This is a genomic window from Phyllobacterium brassicacearum (assembly GCF_003010955.1).
Lineage (GTDB): Bacteria > Pseudomonadota > Alphaproteobacteria > Rhizobiales > Rhizobiaceae > Phyllobacterium > Phyllobacterium brassicacearum.
In genome coordinates this window covers 107,659-124,907 of sequence record NZ_PGGO01000012.1, presented here as the reverse complement: position 1 = coordinate 124,907, position 17,249 = coordinate 107,659, and the positions used below count along the sequence as shown (strand labels likewise).

Sequence of the window (17,249 nt, the reverse complement as noted above, 5' to 3'; positions counted from 1 at the left end):
GACGTCTCGCAACATCCTGGTTTGTAAGGTACGCTGCGTCTTATCCTTGCTGCTGCGAAACAGGGTATCGCCGCTGTAGGGCCAAGGGGCCGGACGAATTCTCCCCGGATTGGCTTTTTTATCGTTGGGCTCACATGCAGAGGGTCTGATATGCGATCATGACACGCGCGCAGCAAGTTGGCGTACTTATCGGCCTGGCGATTGTGGCTGCGCTCACAATCCTGCGAGCAAGTGACCCGCAACTGCTGAGGCAAGCCCGCGACGTGACGTTCGACGAATATCAGCGCGTCGCTCCGCGGACGTTCGAGAACCTGCCTGTCCGCGTGGTTGACATTGATGAAGCATCGCTGCTGGAGCTAGGCCAGTGGCCGTGGCCGCGCGATCGAATTGCGACACTGGTAAACAGACTCTCCGAGATGGGAGCGTCAGCAATTGCATTCGATATTCTTTTCGCTGAGCCTGATCGCTTGTCGCCGCGCTCTGTTATTCGCGACGTTCCTGGAATCGATCCCGAGCTGCTTGGTCAGTTGCCCGATAATGACGAGATTTTCGCTGAGTCGATTGTGGGAAAGCCCGTGGTCCTGGGTTTTGGTCTGTCCAACGAAGGAAATTACCGGCCGCCAGTAAAAGCCGGGTTCGCTTTCACGGGTGAGGATCCCGCCAATGCGCCGCCGCGCATGAAAGCTGCCACGCCGCTGCGGCCGCAGCTTGAAGCCAATGCCGCCGGCATCGGCCACATCAGCCTCAATCCGGGCGCTGCCTCAACCGTGGTCCGCGCGGTTCCGCTTTTTCTGAGCGATGGCAAGCAGCTCTATCCCAACCTCGCGCTCGAGGCGCTGCGTGTTGCGCAGGGCGCGTCCACTTATGTGATTGCCGGCGCAACGAACGTGCCGGACACCATGACGCACGTCAAAATCGGCGAGTTCGTCATTCCCGTAACAGCGTCCGGCGAGCTGTGGCTCTATGTCAGCCTCGATAATGCCGAAAGATACGTTTCCGCCAGGCACGTGCTCGCGGCTGATGGCCCTTCGCCTGAAACGGCAGCCGCCATCGAAGGCAGCATCGTGTTCATAGGGACATCGGCTGCGGGGCTGCAGGATATTCGCACGACGGCGCTCGGGCAGAACGTGCCAGGCGTCTCGATACACGCCCAGACCGTCGAACAGGTATTATCGGGCCGTTTTCTCGCACGGCCGGACTGGGCTGACGGGTTTGAAATCCTGTCTATCGCCGTAGCGGGCAGCTTTCTTGTGCTGGTGACGACTTTCGTCAGCCCGGCGGTCGCCTTGGCATGCGGCCTCCTGATAACCTCATTGGCGCTCGTCGCGTCGTGGCTTGCCTTTTTCTATGGCGGGCTGCTTTTCGATCCATTGGCGCCAATCGTTGCCGGATCGATCACGCATTTCGGAGCGACGGCATTCCGCTTCCTGGTGATCGACCGGGAGCGGCGCGAGGTCAGGCGCGCCTTCGGCCATTATCTGTCTCCTTCGCTCTTGTATCGTATCGAGCACACGAAAAACGCGTTACGCCTCGGCGGCGATGACCGCGAACTGACGGTGATGTTCGTCGACGTGCGAAATTTCACGCAGATCAGTGAACGGCTGACACCTGCCGAAGTCGTTGGATTTCTCAACACGCTCCTTGATGCTCTGAGCCATCATGTCATCGCCAACGAAGGCACGCTCGACAAGTTCATCGGTGACTCGATCATGGCGTTCTGGAACGCTCCGGTTGACGTTGCCAGTCACGCCGAGAAAGCTGTTCACGCCGCGCTGGCCATGCGCGAAACGCTTGTCCGCCTCAATGCCAATGACGCATTTGGCTTTGGACCGGAGCAGAAAGTCGGTATCGGCATTGGCATCCACACAGGCCTTGCCTGCGTCGGTAATATGGGGGCAGAAACCCGCTTCAATTATTCGGCGGTTGGCGATGCCGTCAACATCGCGGCTCGGATTGAGTCCTCGTGCAAGGAGATCAGCTTCGATATCCTCGTGTCCGAGAGTACGGCAAACCTGCTGCCGGACTGGGCCTTGCTCGAGGCGGGTGCACTGGGTTTGAAGGGGAAGAGCATGCGGACCAGGCTGTTCGCGGTAGTTGGTGATCAGCGGCTCGCGGCCACTGCTGAATTTGCCGAACTGCAGATGGTTCACGGTGAACTTATCGACGCGTTGCGTTCGCGGTCGCCGGCCAGCCGCAGGATTGTGAATACTGCCAAGCTCAAGGCTGCCGGTCTGGCGGCCGGACTTCCGGAATTCTATCGCCGGATTTCCCGTCGATCCGATCATTTTCTCGATGAGCCAACAGGAAGGCGCGATCGCTCTGCCGGATAACCAACCGGGTTTTTTATCGGTCATCGCGACGAGGAAAAGCTTCTCATCATTTGTCACCCCCGGTGTGGCGTCCCCGGTCATGGCGGTCCGTGTCGTGACGGCCATGGTCCGTGTCCCAGTGCCCCCTATGGTGCCGGCTGTTATCCTTATGCGGCTTTTGCGGCTTCTCCGGAGGTGCCGCCTGCGGGGTAGGTGCCGCCTGCGGGGTGCGTGCGGCCTGTGGCGCAGCCTGTGGTGCAGGCTGGTCCGGCGGTGCTGGCCGGTCCGTCGGTGCTGGCCGGTCCGGTGGAGCTGGAGGAGCAGCACGTTCTGGCGGGGCGGCGCGCTGGGGAGGTCGATCCTTCTGGATTTCGACAGATGCGAGGCCGCAGCCTCCGACGCCGACATTCCCCAATCCTCCCGAAAGTTGTTGGGTGCCGGAGAGAAACGGCAGCGACCGCTGGCTGCCGAGCGTCCTGAGAATATCTCGACTGACCTTTCGCGGATCCGATACGGCGCCGCCTGGTTTTGCTACCACACAGTCGCATCTCCGCGTCAGTTGCTTGCAACCACCCGCGCCGCAGAACGATACTCTGCCGCTCAACAGCACCACGGCAGTAGTCCCGTCTGGTCTGATTGAAACATCAAATGCAGTGCCGCGCACGCCGATCGTTCCCGCCGGTGTCAGTATCTCATAGGCACTGGACTTCGAGTTTCCGCTGATCCAGCGAAACGTTCCCTTTGCCGCCTTGATCGAGAGCCGCTTTATCGACGAGTTGTCATCGTAAACGAACTTGTCGATGGTCACGGATGAACCCCATCCCACCGCAAGCTTGGTGCCATCCCGAAAGATGAACTGACCTAATCCCGATTGGGATGTTTTGATGCGCTCGTCGGCATGAACCTTGTCCTTGACCGCGAGCGGACCTCTGTCACCCCTGACTTCGGTCTTGATCAGCAGGGCTTCGCCGACCGGCTCGGCCGCCATCGTTGGCATTGGATTGCAAACTGTGATACTCAGCGCCGCCACAACGGCGCTACGCAAACCCCACATGACACCCTCCTAAACCGTGCACTTTATCACGTGGTGGCGCAATGGTCCCTTCATACAAATTGGTTAGTAGAACCAGCCGTTTTCATGAGGGCTTTAAGGTGCTTGCGAGCCAACAGTTTGGTGTCAGGCAATCAGCACTACGCCGGTGATTATGAGCGCTATGATCCAGATGAGATCGAAATTGATCCATCCTCGCCGCAGGTACCCAAGCCCCAGCCACCCATAGACCGAGACCGCAATCACCAGGATCACAGCAAGCATGGCGGCCATGTGCGTCCCGATCGCTGCCAGCGCTATCGGCAGCGAACCCGCCGCCGTCAACTCATTCGCCGGACTTGCCGCAAGGCAGAGGGGTATCACGACCGGCACCAGCATGAGCCCCGCGCCATGCGCCGTCGCCATCAGGAACGACCAGAATCCGAGCCCCAACATGCCTGTCGTCATGCCTATCCGGACGCGGTGACGATGGCCATAGGCGGCGTAGTAGGCGGCCCACCCCAGGAGTATGATACCGGCGGCGATTTCGAGGATGCGTTGATCGACAACCAGTCCGAGCAATACGACGGCGAGGGCAATGACCGCAATCGAGACCGCGTGCCCGAGGGCGATGGGGATCAGGGAGAGCACGACGGTCCTTTGACTGTTTCGATGCAGACCCAGCGCAACCGCAAATAGCCAGCCCATAGCGGGATTGAGGCCGTGAAATGCGCCAAGGCCAGCAAGGACCAGCCAGGGAGACATGAGATTCATCCTGCCGGGTTATTCAATGTGGATACGGTCATCATGGATAGCAGTAGGAATCGGACGAACAATCGCCTCCCTCCAGACGCACCTGATGCGGGCGGTGACCCTTTGGCCAGTCGACGAAGAAATTCTCGTCGAACGTGATGCCGCCGTTCGCACCGACATCCAGCTTCACCATCCAGCCATCGATACCCTCGGGATAGAATTGCGGGTCGATCGGACCGTAGAGCGAGTTGGTGAAGTAAACCCGCTTGCCGTCCCGGCTGATTTCGACCATTTGCGGACCGCCATTGAGCGCGCCATTGGCCGCCTTGGGATGCGTTGCCCGGGATACAATGCCGCCAATGCGCACTCTGCCGGTTTCCTTGGGACTGAAGGGGTCGGACACATCATATTGGATCATGTCGCCGGTGCCCCAGCAGGAAACGTAGAGGAACCGGTCATCCATCGACAGGTCGATGTCGGTGACAAGCGGCGCAACCGCCTTGAAGCCTTGGAGCACCGGCGGTAAGAGGCCTGGATCGGCTGGTTCGGCCGGAATCTCGATGACCTTTTTCACTGCCCATTTATTGCCGTCGCGATACCAGGTCCAGATCGATGACGACAGATCCTTGAGGCTGATGACACAGCCGACGAAGCCATAGGCCTTGGTCGGATTATGTGCGGGCCGCAACTCGAACACGAGTTGATGCTCTTCACCAAAGTCGATCTCCTGCAGGTGCTTGCGCTTGTGGAGATCCCAGAAGTGCAGCCTGCGTCCGTATTTGCTCCCCAGCAAAATCTCCGGAACGAGCCCATTCTCGAACGTGTCGGGGGTGCCCCACTCGCTCGTCACCATGGTGTCGTGGCCTAGATGCCACCAGAAATCATAGGCGAGCTTCTGCGGGCCGCGATCCATCTCCCATTGACCGAGCACATTGAAGCTTTGCGCATCAAGCAGGAATATGCCGCCCGGCGCCTTGCCTTCGGTGTTACCGAGCGCGTTCACATATATGCCCTCAGGGCCGCAATGGATGGTGTGCAAACGAGAATAACCGGCCTTTTCGGCGATCTCCTCCGGCTCGATGACCTTCACGATTTGCGGATTTCTCGGGTCCGGCTTCGTATCGATGATGTGCAGCCGTGATGACCGCAGCCCAGGTACGACAAGATAGCGCCGCTCCATGTGCGGATGGGGTGCGTTGGGGCAAAGGCATGACGAACATGCGTTCCAGCCAAAATGGTGCAGCTCGTCGCCCACATTTGGCATATCGACCTGGCTAACGATGCGGGAATAGGTTGAGGATTTGGGGTCGACATCGACCACTGCGATGGCATCGGGTTTTTTGCGGTCCGGGTCGAAGGCGGCCACGTAGGCCAGCTTTTCTTCCGGCGCCTTGGCGGCCATTCTCGGCGATGGATAGAATGATGGATCAGGTTGCCAGGTTGCCATGAAACTCTCCTGTTGATTGGTAACGGAGTGTATGTGCAGTGGTCCCCAAATGCTGTTGCAGGCGATCTTCGCACCTCGGCTTGCCGCTGTCCAATCAAGTCATTTGACGGAGAATGGCAAGGTGTTTACGCCTTGATCTTATGCCCGCAACCCCGCAACCAGCGTGTCGGCGAACGCCCGGGCGATCGAACCGTCGGCATCAAGTTTCGGATTGAAGATCGTGACGTCAAGGCCGGCGACCTCGCCCGACGCAATCGCTGTTCGAAGCACCATCGCCAATTCGTCCCATGACAGGCCATCCGGCATGCGGTAATCCACCGCCGGCATGATGGCGTCATCAAGCACATCGGCATCGAGATGAATCCAAAAACCCGCGATGCCAGGCCGGGTCAGGTGGGCGATCGCCCGGTTGGCCGTGTCGATCGCACCATGTCTGCGCACGGCCGCGAGATCGATCATTTCGATTGTTGTATCCTCGATCCTCCGGCTGCCGTGCTCTTCCGCCTCCTCGGTGTCGCGGCGCCCAAATGCCACGACATCCTCGTCTCGTACCAGCGGCCGCTTTCCCTCGAGGTCGGTCAGCACAGCGGGTCCGCGTCCCGTGGCGAGCGCGAGCTCCATCGATGCCACCTCGCCATTCGGTTCGGCCTCGGGCTGATAGAAGTCGGCATGACCATCGAGGAACAGCAAGCAGTGGCGTTCGCGGCGCCGGAGCGCGAGCAAGCAGCCAAGCATGATGGAACAGTCGCCGCCGAGCACAATCGGAAATTCGCCGGCATCGAGCACCCGTCCGACTTCATCTGCAAGTCTGATGGAATGGTCGCGTATACCCAGTGGATTGAGCACCAGCGTCTCCGGATCGCGATGCCCATCATTGGGCGGCGGTTCCAGACGTCCGGCACGCAGTGCATTCAGATGTTCGGCAAGGCCAGCGCCGAGCAACGCGTCGGGGAGCGTCTCGACGCCTTTCGGGAAAAGACCCAGCACCGACGGAGCTTCGATGATCGTGAAACGAGATTTGGCCATGCGTATTGCCTCCGTATCCGGTGCGGCCTACTTCAATTCCACCCATGTCGGCGCGTGGTCGCTTGCGTTCGGGCGCGCGCGCTCGGTCCGGTCGACACCCGCGGCCCGCAATCGTTTCGAGACGGACTTGCTGAGAAGAAGAACATCGAGCCGCAATCCCGCATCCCTTTCCCAAGCGTTTCTCATATAGTGCCAGAACGAGAACATTGGCTCTTCCGGGTGCAGCTCGCGCACCGCATCGGTCCAGCCCTGCTGCAAGAGCTGCCGAAATGTCGCCCGGCTCTCCGGTTGGAGCAACGCATTATCCATCCATGAGCGTGTATTGTAGATGTCGAAATCGGTCGGAACGACATTCAGATCGCCCGCGAGCACGACAGGGACGTCCATGCTCCACAGATCGGCCGCGTGTACCGCCAGCCGCTTGAACCAGTCGAGCTTGTAATCGAACTTCGGACCCGGCTGCGGATTGCCGTTGGGCAGATAAATCGAGGCAATGAGCACGCCGTTGACCGCAGCCTCGATATAGCGGCTTTGGCTGTCATCGGGATCGCCGGGCAGACTGTCGCGCGTCAGCACTGGCTCCCGTTCCCTGGCGAGGATGGCCACGCCATTCCACGATTTCTGACCCTTCCAGACCGCTTCGTAGCCGATCGAGCGCAATTCCCGCGAAGGAAACATCGCGTCGGTACATTTAAGCTCCTGCAGGCAGACGACATCGGGTTCCGTGGCTTCGAGCCAGTGCAGCAAATTCTCAAGGCGCTTGTTGATGTTGTTGATGTTGTAGGTCGCTATTTTCACCAGCAGCCCCTTTTCGGCCGGTCGAGATGCTCTGGACGAGACAAAACGATAGCATTCCGGCTCGGTTCCGGCAGGCAATTTTTTGAGCTTGCGATGCAGGTGATCGCCCTGCATCGCCGTCGCAGCTAGCTAGGCGCAACCTTAAGCGCCCGTCAGTATTTCGATGGCACGTAGAGTTCCGGAGGCAGAACCTTGCGCTCGTAGTCGGGATTGAACACCCGGTCGGGCAGGGTGATTTCCTCGTGCGGCACATCCTCATACGGTATCTGCGTCAGCAGATGATCGATGCAATTGAGGCGGGCTCGCTTCTTGTCATTGCCCTCGACAATATACCACGGCGCTTCGGGAATGTTCGTGCGGGCAAACGTCTCTTCCTTGGCCTTGGTGTAGTTCTCCCAGCGTACGCGCGATTGCAGGTCCATCGGCGACAGCTTCCACTGCTTCAACGGATCATGGATGCGCATGAGGAACCGCATCTGCTGTTCCTCGTCGGTGATCGAGAACCAGTACTTGACCAGCCGGACACCGGAGCGCACGAGCATGCGTTCGAATTCTGGGACGTCGTGGAAGAATTGCTTCACCTGGTCTTCCGTAGCGAAGCCCATGACGCGCTCGACACCGGAGCGGTTGTACCAGGAACGGTCGAAGAGCACGATCTCACCACCCGCCGGCAGATGCGGCACATAGCGCTGGAAGTACCACTGCGTCTTCTCGCGATCCGAAGGGGCAGGGAGTGCCACCACGCGCGCGATACGCGGGTTCAGCCGCTGGGTAATGCGCTTGATCACGCCGCCCTTGCCCGCAGAGTCGCGTCCTTCGAAGATCACGACGACCTTCTCCTTTTGGTAGGCGACCCAGTCCTGCAGCTTGATCAGTTCGGCCTGCAGCGCAAGCAGCGCGCGGAAGTAGTCTATCCGCGGAATTGAAGGCGGATGGGACTTGCGATAGATCTTGCGGATCTCCTCGGAAAGCGCTGGCTCGGAGAGTTCGAGTTCGTAGTCTTCATCCAGCGTATCGGCCAGTTCGGCCTCAAGCCAGTCAGGCCTTTCGACCTTGTCTTCTGAATTGTGCATATCGTCCCTCCGACATCCGCGCGTCACGCCCCCTGGGCTGCCGCATCATGCTACTCACAGACCGCTTATGCCATAACCGCATGAAAGAAATTTGAAGTTGAAATCTAGCCGGCAAAACCCGGTAAATCATTCCCGTTGAAAAGCCGATGATCATCTGGTTACGTGAGAACGGCTGAAGTTGCGGGGAACAGGGGCAGCCTATGGTCATTCGGCTCATTGTCTGGCTGGGACTGTGCATGGCGCTGAGCGCTTGCGCATCCGTCGACTATTCCAAACTTCCTCCCGGAACCTTCAGCGGCAGCCTGTTCGTCATGTGGGTCGATGAAGGCGGACCGAGCGGCGATGGCAATTTCCTGTTTGTACCAGACCCGGAAGATCCGCTGATATTCCGGCGTTCCAACCCTGGTAACCCAGGCGCTGTCATCCGACCGGGCCTGATGTACACGGATGGCGGTTCCATTCCCAAGATCGCGCAGGTGTTCAAGGGATTGTCGCCGTGGGGATATGCACCGGCCTACATGATTCATGACTGGATATTCACCGCGCGGCACTGCATCGTCGATGGCGAAACCAACACTCGGTTCGATCAGGTGCGTGACGTGACATTCAAGGATTCTGCCGAGATTTTAGGGGAGGCGATTCAAGGGCTGATCGCGGACGAACGTGTGCAGCCCAACGATCTTGCGGGCAGCGCCATCACCACCGCTGTTGATAGCGCCATCGCCAAGCGGCTCTGGGATGAGCGCGGCGCCTGCAAGGCACTGGTTGTCAAACCTGATGATGTTGCGGCCGCCGAAGCGGCGATCCCTGGCTCCTCGCGCCAGATTGCCAGACGCAGTTTCCGCCTCCCTCCGGAGACGACCCCCGCGGTTGCACCACAGCGTCGCGCGAAGATAGTCACACGGGTTACCTTCTAGGCCGATGAATCCGCTGTCCGTGAGCGGGATTCAGTGTAAAATACGTGCATGAGTGAAGCCCAGCCTTTATTCGCCATCCTCCTCCAGTCGGCACCGGCAAACGTCGTCGATGCCCTTGAACGGCTCGTCCGGGACGCGCCAGACCGTAAGCTCAGTCGTGTCAATGCACTGGCCTTTGCCGCCAGTGAAGGTCTCGACGAAGAACAGACCATCAGCGCCTTCCTGCATGCATCGCGCCTTGGCCTGTTCGATTTGTCGTGGAACGTCCTCTGTCCCGGTTGCGGCGGGGTGCTGGACGCCAACACCTCATTGAAGACGGTACAGAGCGACGAATACACCTGTGCGCTCTGCGCCGCGGGCTATGAGCCGACCCTCGATGAGATGGTCGAGGTGACGTTCACGGTGAACCCGCGCATACGTCATATCGAGGCTCATAATCCGCATCAGCTGCCGCCGCTCGAATATTTCCGCCAGATGTACTGGGGATCGGGCATCGAGCTTCCGGAAGAGAATTTCGAGGCGAAGGTCGACGAGTTCGTCATGGAAGCCCTGGAACTGCCACCCGGGGAGAAGGCCGTCATATCGCTGCAACTGCCGGAGGCATTCGTCATCGTCTTTGAACCGGTAACGCATGCAGCGCAATTTTTGGACGTGAAGGGTGAACCGACCAAGGAGCGTCAGAATCTTTCGCTCGTGTTTGATCGTTCGCATCGGCATAGCGAGACCGTCAATTTGCGTCCGGGTCCGCTGCGCATTCAGGTGGAAAACCATGCCGAGGTGCGTACATTGCCGTCTGTGTGCCTGGCTAATGACGCGCTGCACGAGCTGCTCGGCCGCCGCCGGCCATTCCTGACGGCCAAGCGCCTGCTATCCAACCAGACGTTCCGGGATCTTTACCACACCGACACGATCGACGTGGACCAGCGGTTGAAGATCACAAGCCTCACCTTCCTGTTCACCGACCTTCGGGGCTCGACGGCACTTTATGAACGGGTAGGGGACCTTGCAGCGTTCGACCTCGTGAGAACCCATTTCCGTATCCTCCACGAGATCGTGGGAACCGAGGCAGGTGCTGTCGTGAAAACGATCGGCGATGCGGTGATGGCCACCTTCCCGACGCCCGATCGGGCTGTTGTCGCGGCGATGCGGATGCGCGAAGCCATGCGCGAGCTCAACCACGAACGCGGCAGCGAAGACCTTCTGCTGAAGATCGGTATTCACGAAGGCCCTTGCATCGCCGTAAATCTGAACGAACGGCAGGATTATTTCGGACAGACTGTGAACATTGCTTCGCGTGTGCAGCACCTCGCAACTGCGCGCGAGATCTTTGCCACAGGTTCCGTTCTCGGAGATCCGCGTGCCTCCGACCTTCTGTCGCAGCGCGGGCTGACGCCGATGTCGCACAACGTCACGCTCCGAGGCATTTCGGACGAGATCAGCATCTTTACCATTCCGTGAACAATGACCGCCGCAGCCATGTCCACGCGGCCTAGTTACTGTTACGTACTTCCTTCCAATTCGAACGACATGCATGTTTGGGGGCAATAACAAAGGGGAATACAGCAAGAAATGGACGATACGATGCATCCGCTGGCGATCGAGCATCTGCCGGTCTTTGTCATAGCCCCGGGGCAAACGGATTGGCTTTTCTCCGCGGTCCTCATCTTTCTTTTGGTAGCAATCCTGCTCATCGGCACTTTCTATTTCCGTCTGCATGCCCTGCCGGAGCAAATGGCGCACGGGAAAAAGGTGCAAATGGAAATCGTGGCGGTACTTGCCCTGATTTCTCTTTTTACCCACAACCATCTGTTCTGGATCGCCGGCCTGTTGCTGGCACTGATCGATCTGCCGGATTTCTCCTCGCCGATGGCTTCAATTGCGCGCTCGCTCGAAAAACTGTCCGGACGCGACCCGGCCAAGGAGCTTGCCGAGATGGCCGGGACGGAGGAGCCAGAGACAAAAGCTGATGCGGGTGGGGGTATCTGAATATGCTCGAGCTTATGCTGTGTTCAATGGTTACAGTGCTTCCGGACTATCTGTTCCGCCGTTATGTTCAGGACAAGCGCATCGGGCGCGAGATCAACCTTTATACAGTGTGGTACGAGTTGCGCTGGGGCATCACGGCCTGCCTGCTGCTGACTGTTTCACTGATCACCTTGATCTTTTATTTCCACCCTTCGACAAGCAACGTCACGGCCATATTTCGGACTGTCACCATCCTGCCTGAATCGACTGGCCGCGTTGCCGAGGTATTCGTCGACATCAATTCCAAGGTGAAGGCGGGCCAACCGCTCTTCCGGCTCGACAGTTCCCAACAGGAGGCCGCAAAGGAGATTGCGCAGCGGACCATAGCCGAAACCATCGCCGAGTCCACGGTGGCGCAGACGGAACTGGTTGCCGCGGACGGGATCATCCAGCAAGCGCAAGGGGCATACCAGCAGGCGCTCGACGAACTGGCGACCAAACAGGAGCTCCTCCGCACAAACACAGTTTCGGTACGAGAAGTTGAGCGCTTGCAAATCTCGGCCGATGGCCGGAAAGGTGCGCTCGATGCTGCCATCGCGAACAAACAGACGCTCGAGACAAAGATCGCTACGCTTCTTCCAGCGCAGAAAGCCAGCGCCGAAGCGGCACTTGCCCAGGCTCAGGTCGAACTGGACAAGACAACCGTCCGCGCCGGCATTGCCGGAACCGTTCAGCAATTTGCCCTCCGGGCCGGTGACGTGGTCAATACCATGATCCGCCCAGCAGGAATTTTGGTGCCGGAAGAAGCCGGGCGGGGGACCCTGATTGCCGGCTTTGGCCAGATCGAAGCGCAAGTGATGAAGGTCGGCATGATCGCCGAGGCCACTTGCATCGGCAAGCCTTTCAAGATCATCCCGATGGTGGTTGTAGACGTCCAGGACGTCATTGCTGCCGGACAGTTCCGCGCAACCGATCAGCTTATCGATGTGCAGCAGATCGCCCGGCCGGGAACGCTTACAGTCTTCCTGCAACCGCTTTATCCGGGGCTGCTCGACGGCGTGCCGCCGGGCAGCAGCTGCATAGCCAACGCCTACACCAACAACCATGAGAGACTTCACGCACCGGATATTGGCACTGGAGAATGGATATATCTGCATGTTGTGGACGCAGTCGCACTCGTGCATGCCATGATCCTGCGCCTGCAGGCGGTGATGCTACCTGTCCAGACTCTCGTCTTGACGGGACACTAGGCGACCTTTTGCGGAATTAGATCCCATGTGAGGTAACAAAGGCCACCAACTGTAGGGCAGCATAATTCGCGTCATGTTGCGAACAATGGCAAATATAAGCGTCGCTATTTTGACCTGTAGTTATCGTTCGGCTTTATTGTATTGAAACGTTGCACCGTTTTGTAGCGTAAATTCCTGATTTCAACGACGCCACCTTCTAGGACGGTGTAAACAACTTCCCCGTTCTTGGTTGTAGCGGTTTCACCGGGCTTTCCCTCACCTCTTATGATCTTGTTGATGGTTGCGAGCTGCGATGCACTGCCTTCGTCGGCAAATGCAAACGGGGAATGCAAACCGATAGTTAAGACCAAAGGAAGAAGAGCTATTGTTGGTCTGTTCATGATCATTCCTCAGCAGCGTTGGCGCAAAGCAAAGCGTACCAATCTAACTCGATTGGTGTCCTTTTGGCGAACCTCATGTTCCAGAACGAAATGCTGAGTGACTTGACTCCACCTGTCTGGAAATGGGTTCTAAGCGAGGTGGCTGCGAGCGCCGGTCCAAAGATGACGTTTTCGAAACAGCCGTAGTGGGGAAGGACAATGGCTCCAATCGCTTGTTTGGTGGCCGGCGTCCAGCCCGCTCGGCCATCGCCTTGGTGGTGCTCCTGGAGTGAAAGGCCAAGGAATGATTGAACCTGGATGTGACTTTCAGAGTCCGGTGTGAAGGAAACGAACGGGATCGACAGGCTACGGTCATCCGCCGATAGCTGCCATTGGCAAACTGTTGCGACCATTGGCCAGTCCGATCAGGCCGGAAGCTCCTGTTTCATTTCGACCAACTGGATGAGATTCCCGCAGGTGTCGTCCAAGACTGCCATGCGCACAGATCCGGCGTCCATCGGTTCCAGCGTGAACACGACCCCGAGTTCGCGAAGCCTTGCAAACTCCGCGTTCAGATCCTGGACCTGGAATGATGTTGCGGGAATACCGTCTTTGACGAGAGCGTCCTTGAAGGGCTGAACGGCTGGATGCGCACCCGGCTCAAGCAGCAATTCCGTTCCCTCGGGTTGCTCTTTTGACACAACTGTCAGCCAGCGGTGTTCTCCGACGGGAATATCGTGCTTCAAAATGAAGCCAAGCTTATCGGTGTAGAACTTCAGAGCCTTGGCTTGGTCATCGACTAAGACGCTGGTCACATAGATTCGCATGGTGGATACCTTTCCTAGAGATACTTCTTGAGCCACTGATTGGTCGCCATTTGCATTGGCGCGACATTCAAGGAATGGGTTTTGGTCCGGCCCTTCCACGAGGTTGTGATCAATCCCGCCCTTTCCAGCATGTCGAGGTGCTGGGAAATCGTTTGTCGCGACAGGCTTTTGCCATCCGCGGCGACAAATGAAGCACAGATCTCGAACAACGACCGCTCGGAGCGCTCTTGGAGAAGATCGAGGATGCGCCTCCGGGTCGCATCGCCAAGAGCCTTGAAGATCAGGTCCAGCTCTTCGTCATTCATACGCGTATGAAATGCAGTAAAATGCCTGCATGTCAATGCGCTTGATGGCGAACAGCGCGTGGAACAGGCCATCTCAGAGCATCGCGCCGAGGTTTGGCGTAACAGGGCCCCGCATCGCAGCTTGTAACCGTAACGTAACTTGGCACCGGGACCAGTGTAGGGGATATGGCCCGACGATGCGGCAATCATGGCACATGCGCAGATCACCACGTGGCCAGTTCAAACCGCCTGCTGCAGATGAAATGAACGGGAAAGTAAACCTATGAGTGCACTCGACGTGTTCGCTTGGATCGTTTTGATCATACTTGTTCTCAGCACAGTCGCCGTGATCGTATTTTTGGCTGCTCTTCCCGGTATGATCGCCAGACGGCGCAACCATCCTTGGGCACGGGCTGTGACAGTGGCTGGTTGGGTCACGCTATTTCTTGGCTTTGCGCTTTGGCCAATCGTTCTGATCTGGGCGTATGTCGACGTGCCGCGTGTCACCGCTTTGGAGAACGCGGCATGATCGTCGTCCTTCTAAATGTCTATCTCGTCACTCTGTTTTGCCTTGTCAGATTTGGGATCGTGCGGTTCAACCTTTTCTGGAAGGTTTCACCCATTCTCGTCCTGCTCCTACTGTTGATAGGGCTCTTCATTCCAATGAATTGGGGAGCGCCACAAGGAACTGCTCTCGTGGTTCGCAACTCAGTTGGTATCGTTCCCGATGTCGCGGGCGAAGTCACAGAAGTGCCTGTCACGCCAAACACGCCAATCAAAGCAGGTGCTGTTCTTTTTCAGATCGACCCGCAGCCATTCAAGGCAAAAGTCGACGCACTTCAGGCGCAACTGGATTTCCAACGGCTTCGTTTGTCTGAAGCCACGAGACTTCAAAAAAGCGGAGCTGGGCCCGTTTTTGACGTCGAACAACGGCAGGCAGAAGTTGAGCAACTCGCAGCTCAACTCGTTGGTGCAAAATGGGACCTCGACAAAACGGTCGTACGTGCGCCGGCCGACGGGTATGTCACCAATCTGGCCCTCCGTGTGGGCGCTCGCGTCAGTAGCCTGCCGCTGTCGCCCGTGATGGCGTTCATTGACACTCGGATACGATCATTGGGGTTGAGGTGTCCCAGATCAACGCCCGTTACATCGAGGCAGACCAGCCCGTTGAAGTGACATTCAAATTTGAACCTGGAAAGGTCTATCCAGGAAAAGTGGAAAGCGTGCTGCAGGTTGTGGCGACGGGCCAGGCAAAGGTCTCGGGTGCCGCGGTCATGCCGGAGGCGATCCAGAGTGTCCCCTTCGTTGTCAGGATCAAATTGGACGACACCGAGTTCGCGTCGCGGCTGCCCGCGGGTAGCACCGGCACTGCAGCGATCTTTACGGATCACGTCAATGCTGCGCACGTGATCCGAAAGGTATTGCTCCGCCAGGTCGCCATAACAAACTACGTGAACCCATTCTAAGCTGGCCGATCTCTTCCTGCCACCCTGTAGTCCCGCTCAGTATTGGAGCAGGATATTTGATGTTTTGCCCCTATTCCTGACCAATTTGTTCTGTATGGGCTCTCGCAAGTCGAATCCAACGCGCGTGTGGCGTTGCGATTGGACAGCTTAAGATGTTCAGGAGATACGAATTGTTTAGCATGCAGAAGATTATCTGTTCTCTTATTTTGGCAGGAGCATTGACGACGACCGCTGTTGCTCAGGCACCGGAGATTGTTGGAACCTACGTTAATGAATCTGGTCGCACGAAGGTACGACTGAGTGAGTGTGGTGCCGGCGTCTGCGGTACTGTGGTTTGGATGAAGGAACCCGTCAACGACGTTAACAATCCTGACGTCTCCAAACGTGACCGCTCCGTGGTGGGCATTCAGGCGGTGTCATTGAAGCCGGCTGGCGACGGTACCTATGCTGGCACACTCTATGATACCGAAAGCGGCAAGACCTATTCGGGCAAGGCTAAATTTTCTGGCCAGAGTGTCGAACTCTCGGGCTGCGTACTCGGCGGTCTCGTCTGTAAGGGTTCAACCTGGCGTCGTGAATAGTAGCGAGGCGCTGGCTGCTCATTCGGCTGCGGCAAGCCCTACTGGCAGCGGACGCCGGACATACCAGCTCGGATCTTTCACCTGCTTGAGCACCGCCGGTATGATATCGCCATAACATGCCCACAGGCCCTGGTATGGCGGCGGGCATTCCGCCTTGATTATCTCATGCAGCTTGGGAAGGTTGTAGAACGGCACCATCGGAAACATGTGGTGCTCGATGTGGTAGTTCATGTTGATGTACATGAACCGGAAAACCGGGTTGGTGTGCCAGGTGCGCGTGCTCAGGCGGTGGTCGCGGATATCCTCCTGCATCCCCGCATGCTGGGTCAGGTTGAACAGCTGGGCCATGAACCCGCCGTAGAAGCGCGGCAGAACGACAAACATTGCCGGAAGGATCGAGCCTGTGGCGATGCACGCCAGGATAACCCCGGCAAAGATGGTTACGAAGATGCGTGACGACCAGAAGACCTTGCGTTTCTCGCCCTCTGGAATGAAGTGGCGTCCTTCCTCATTGAGGCTGCCCGAGGCCTGGCGGATGATCGATCCCATCTGCTTCAGACCCGACTTGATGAAGAACAGATCGAGCAGTATGCCAACAATGTCGGGCGGGCGCGGAACGGCAATTTCGGGATCGCGGCCGACAATCAGCGTTTCCGTATGGTGGCGCGAGTGGCTCCAGCGCCAGTAGTGGCCTTCATGCAATGTCATGAAGCCGTTGAGATGATAGAAAATCTCGTTGATCCAGCGCGTCTTGAATGGCGTTCCGTGCGACAGTTCATGCGCGTGGTGATCGGACATCGAATAGACGAGGCCGTAGACAAGGAAGGCGGGAACGCACCACCAGGTGCCCCAGGTCAGGAACGCGGCGGTTCCTGAACCGGCGAGCAGCCCGAGCCACAGGCCGAAGTGCTTCAATCCCGCCGCATCGGACCGCTTGATCAATTGCTTGAAGGCCTTCCTGTCAACCTTCGCCGAAAACCACTCCGCTTCGACCCTGTCTTCGAACGCGTCTCCGGTGATATCAGACGCACCGCTTGCGTCACCGATGAGCGCGTAGCTGCGATATCCTCCGCCCATGATGGCCTCCCAATTCTACCAGCCAGCGCAGAACCGGCGATGATTGATAATACCGGCTTGAAAGCATTCATTCAACGTCATGAAATT

17 protein-coding genes and 1 pseudogene are annotated in these 17,249 nt (G+C 58.0%); 8 read left to right on the top strand and 10 right to left on the bottom strand.

Features of this window, described 5'->3' with window-relative positions; genetic code table 11:
* Positions 1 to 158 precede the first annotated feature (158 nt).
* Entirely contained in the window at positions 159 to 2,330 is a 2,172-nt protein-coding gene (locus CU102_RS16800; protein ID WP_106712244.1) for a CHASE2 domain-containing protein, read from the top strand.
* 46 nt (positions 2,331 to 2,376) lie between these two features.
* On the opposite strand, the gene CU102_RS16795 is transcribed toward CU102_RS16800, so the two are convergent.
* The 6 genes from CU102_RS16795 to ppk2 all read right to left on the bottom strand — a co-directional run bounded on the left by CU102_RS16795 (position 2,377) and on the right by ppk2 (position 8,436).
* On the bottom strand, positions 2,377 to 3,363 hold the full coding sequence (locus CU102_RS16795) for a FecR family protein (protein ID WP_106712243.1): 987 nt from the start codon (positions 3,361 to 3,363) through the stop codon (positions 2,377 to 2,379).
* A gap of 123 nt (positions 3,364 to 3,486) precedes the next feature.
* Positions 3,487 to 4,113, bottom strand: a complete 627-nt coding sequence (locus tag CU102_RS16790) for a hypothetical protein (protein WP_106712242.1) — start codon at positions 4,111 to 4,113, stop codon at positions 3,487 to 3,489.
* Positions 4,114 to 4,144: 31 nt separating this feature from the next.
* Entirely contained in the window at positions 4,145 to 5,539 is a 1,395-nt protein-coding gene (locus CU102_RS16785) for a selenium-binding family protein (protein WP_106712241.1), read from the bottom strand.
* Between the two features lie 138 nt (positions 5,540 to 5,677).
* Positions 5,678 to 6,565, bottom strand: a complete 888-nt coding sequence (locus tag CU102_RS16780) for an arginase family protein (RefSeq protein ID WP_106712240.1) — start codon at positions 6,563 to 6,565, stop codon at positions 5,678 to 5,680.
* Between the two features lie 27 nt (positions 6,566 to 6,592).
* The gene (locus CU102_RS16775; protein ID WP_106712297.1) at positions 6,593 to 7,363 is read right to left on the bottom strand and encodes an exodeoxyribonuclease III; all 771 of its coding nucleotides are present in this window, start codon (positions 7,361 to 7,363) and stop codon (positions 6,593 to 6,595) included.
* Between the two features lie 152 nt (positions 7,364 to 7,515).
* Positions 7,516 to 8,436 (bottom strand): polyphosphate kinase 2, encoded by a 921-nt coding sequence (ppk2, locus tag CU102_RS16770; protein ID WP_106712239.1) that lies wholly within the window; start codon positions 8,434 to 8,436, stop codon positions 7,516 to 7,518.
* A gap of 200 nt (positions 8,437 to 8,636) precedes the next feature.
* Between ppk2 and CU102_RS16765 the strand changes: the two genes are divergently transcribed.
* From CU102_RS16765 to CU102_RS16750, 4 genes are all read left to right on the top strand, one after another.
* Positions 8,637 to 9,353 carry a hypothetical protein gene (locus tag CU102_RS16765; protein WP_106712238.1) on the top strand — a complete coding sequence of 239 codons (717 nt, stop codon included), beginning with the start codon at positions 8,637 to 8,639 and terminating at the stop codon, positions 9,351 to 9,353.
* Between the two features lie 48 nt (positions 9,354 to 9,401).
* Entirely contained in the window at positions 9,402 to 10,811 is a 1,410-nt protein-coding gene (locus tag CU102_RS16760) for an adenylate/guanylate cyclase domain-containing protein (RefSeq protein WP_106712237.1), read from the top strand.
* Between the two features lie 111 nt (positions 10,812 to 10,922).
* On the top strand, positions 10,923 to 11,339 hold the full coding sequence (locus CU102_RS16755; protein WP_106712236.1) for a hypothetical protein: 417 nt from the start codon (positions 10,923 to 10,925) through the stop codon (positions 11,337 to 11,339).
* A gap of 2 nt (positions 11,340 to 11,341) precedes the next feature.
* Complete coding sequence (locus tag CU102_RS16750) at positions 11,342 to 12,568, top strand: HlyD family secretion protein (protein ID WP_106712235.1); 1,227 nt, start codon at positions 11,342 to 11,344, stop codon at positions 12,566 to 12,568.
* Between the two features lie 104 nt (positions 12,569 to 12,672).
* On the opposite strand, the gene CU102_RS16745 is transcribed toward CU102_RS16750, so the two are convergent.
* The 3 genes from CU102_RS16745 to CU102_RS16730 all read right to left on the bottom strand — a co-directional run bounded on the left by CU102_RS16745 (position 12,673) and on the right by CU102_RS16730 (position 14,059).
* A complete protein-coding gene (locus CU102_RS16745) occupies positions 12,673 to 12,948 on the bottom strand; it encodes a hypothetical protein (protein ID WP_133624594.1) in 276 nt (91 codons plus the stop codon).
* 404 nt (positions 12,949 to 13,352) lie between these two features.
* Positions 13,353 to 13,754 carry a VOC family protein gene (locus CU102_RS16735; RefSeq protein WP_106712232.1) on the bottom strand — a complete coding sequence of 134 codons (402 nt, stop codon included), beginning with the start codon at positions 13,752 to 13,754 and terminating at the stop codon, positions 13,353 to 13,355.
* A 14-nt stretch (positions 13,755 to 13,768) separates the two neighbouring features.
* The gene (locus CU102_RS16730) at positions 13,769 to 14,059 is read right to left on the bottom strand and encodes an ArsR/SmtB family transcription factor (protein ID WP_106712231.1); all 291 of its coding nucleotides are present in this window, start codon (positions 14,057 to 14,059) and stop codon (positions 13,769 to 13,771) included.
* 262 nt (positions 14,060 to 14,321) lie between these two features.
* On the opposite strand from CU102_RS16730, the gene CU102_RS16725 reads away from it, so the two are divergent.
* The 3 genes and pseudogenes from CU102_RS16725 (at position 14,322) to CU102_RS16715 (ending at position 16,085) form a co-directional block, all read left to right on the top strand.
* Positions 14,322 to 14,567 (top strand): DUF3302 domain-containing protein, encoded by a 246-nt coding sequence (locus CU102_RS16725; protein ID WP_106712230.1) that lies wholly within the window; start codon positions 14,322 to 14,324, stop codon positions 14,565 to 14,567.
* Positions 14,564 to 15,504: pseudogene (locus CU102_RS16720) on the top strand (HlyD family secretion protein). Before CU102_RS16725 ends, CU102_RS16720 begins: the two are co-directional and overlap by 4 nt.
* Positions 15,505 to 15,722: 218 nt before the next feature.
* Positions 15,723 to 16,085 carry a DUF2147 domain-containing protein gene (locus CU102_RS16715; RefSeq protein WP_245425374.1) on the top strand — a complete coding sequence of 121 codons (363 nt, stop codon included), beginning with the start codon at positions 15,723 to 15,725 and terminating at the stop codon, positions 16,083 to 16,085.
* Between the two features lie 18 nt (positions 16,086 to 16,103).
* Here CU102_RS16715 and CU102_RS16710 read toward each other — a convergent pair whose 3' ends face one another.
* Positions 16,104 to 17,162: a fatty acid desaturase gene (locus CU102_RS16710; protein ID WP_106712228.1), complete on the bottom strand. Its 1,059-nt coding sequence runs from the start codon at positions 17,160 to 17,162 to the stop codon at positions 16,104 to 16,106.
* Between the last annotated feature and the right edge of the window lie 87 nt (positions 17,163 to 17,249).

What these genes read in the sequence shown, in the direction of transcription:
- CU102_RS16750 (WP_106712235.1), top strand. Translation starts at nt 11,342, where the DNA reads ATGCTCGAGCTTATGCTGTGTTCAATGGTTACAGTGCTTCCGGACTAT.
- CU102_RS16760 (WP_106712237.1), top strand. Translation starts at nt 9,402, where the DNA reads ATGAGTGAAGCCCAGCCTTTATTCGCCATCCTCCTCCAGTCGGCACCG.
- CU102_RS16745 (WP_133624594.1), bottom strand. Translation starts at nt 12,948, where the DNA reads ATGAACAGACCAACAATAGCTCTTCTTCCTTTGGTCTTAACTATCGGT.
- CU102_RS16800 (WP_106712244.1), top strand. Translation starts at nt 159, where the DNA reads ATGACACGCGCGCAGCAAGTTGGCGTACTTATCGGCCTGGCGATTGTG.
- ppk2 (WP_106712239.1), bottom strand. Translation starts at nt 8,436, where the DNA reads ATGCACAATTCAGAAGACAAGGTCGAAAGGCCTGACTGGCTTGAGGCC.
- CU102_RS16765 (WP_106712238.1), top strand. Translation starts at nt 8,637, where the DNA reads ATGGTCATTCGGCTCATTGTCTGGCTGGGACTGTGCATGGCGCTGAGC.
- CU102_RS16790 (WP_106712242.1), bottom strand. Translation starts at nt 4,113, where the DNA reads ATGAATCTCATGTCTCCCTGGCTGGTCCTTGCTGGCCTTGGCGCATTT.
- CU102_RS16780 (WP_106712240.1), bottom strand. Translation starts at nt 6,565, where the DNA reads ATGGCCAAATCTCGTTTCACGATCATCGAAGCTCCGTCGGTGCTGGGT.
- CU102_RS16795 (WP_106712243.1), bottom strand. Translation starts at nt 3,363, where the DNA reads ATGTGGGGTTTGCGTAGCGCCGTTGTGGCGGCGCTGAGTATCACAGTT.
- CU102_RS16785 (WP_106712241.1), bottom strand. Translation starts at nt 5,539, where the DNA reads ATGGCAACCTGGCAACCTGATCCATCATTCTATCCATCGCCGAGAATG.
- CU102_RS16755 (WP_106712236.1), top strand. Translation starts at nt 10,923, where the DNA reads ATGGACGATACGATGCATCCGCTGGCGATCGAGCATCTGCCGGTCTTT.
- CU102_RS16735 (WP_106712232.1), bottom strand. Translation starts at nt 13,754, where the DNA reads ATGCGAATCTATGTGACCAGCGTCTTAGTCGATGACCAAGCCAAGGCT.
- CU102_RS16725 (WP_106712230.1), top strand. Translation starts at nt 14,322, where the DNA reads ATGAGTGCACTCGACGTGTTCGCTTGGATCGTTTTGATCATACTTGTT.
- CU102_RS16730 (WP_106712231.1), bottom strand. Translation starts at nt 14,059, where the DNA reads ATGAATGACGAAGAGCTGGACCTGATCTTCAAGGCTCTTGGCGATGCG.
- CU102_RS16710 (WP_106712228.1), bottom strand. Translation starts at nt 17,162, where the DNA reads ATGGGCGGAGGATATCGCAGCTACGCGCTCATCGGTGACGCAAGCGGT.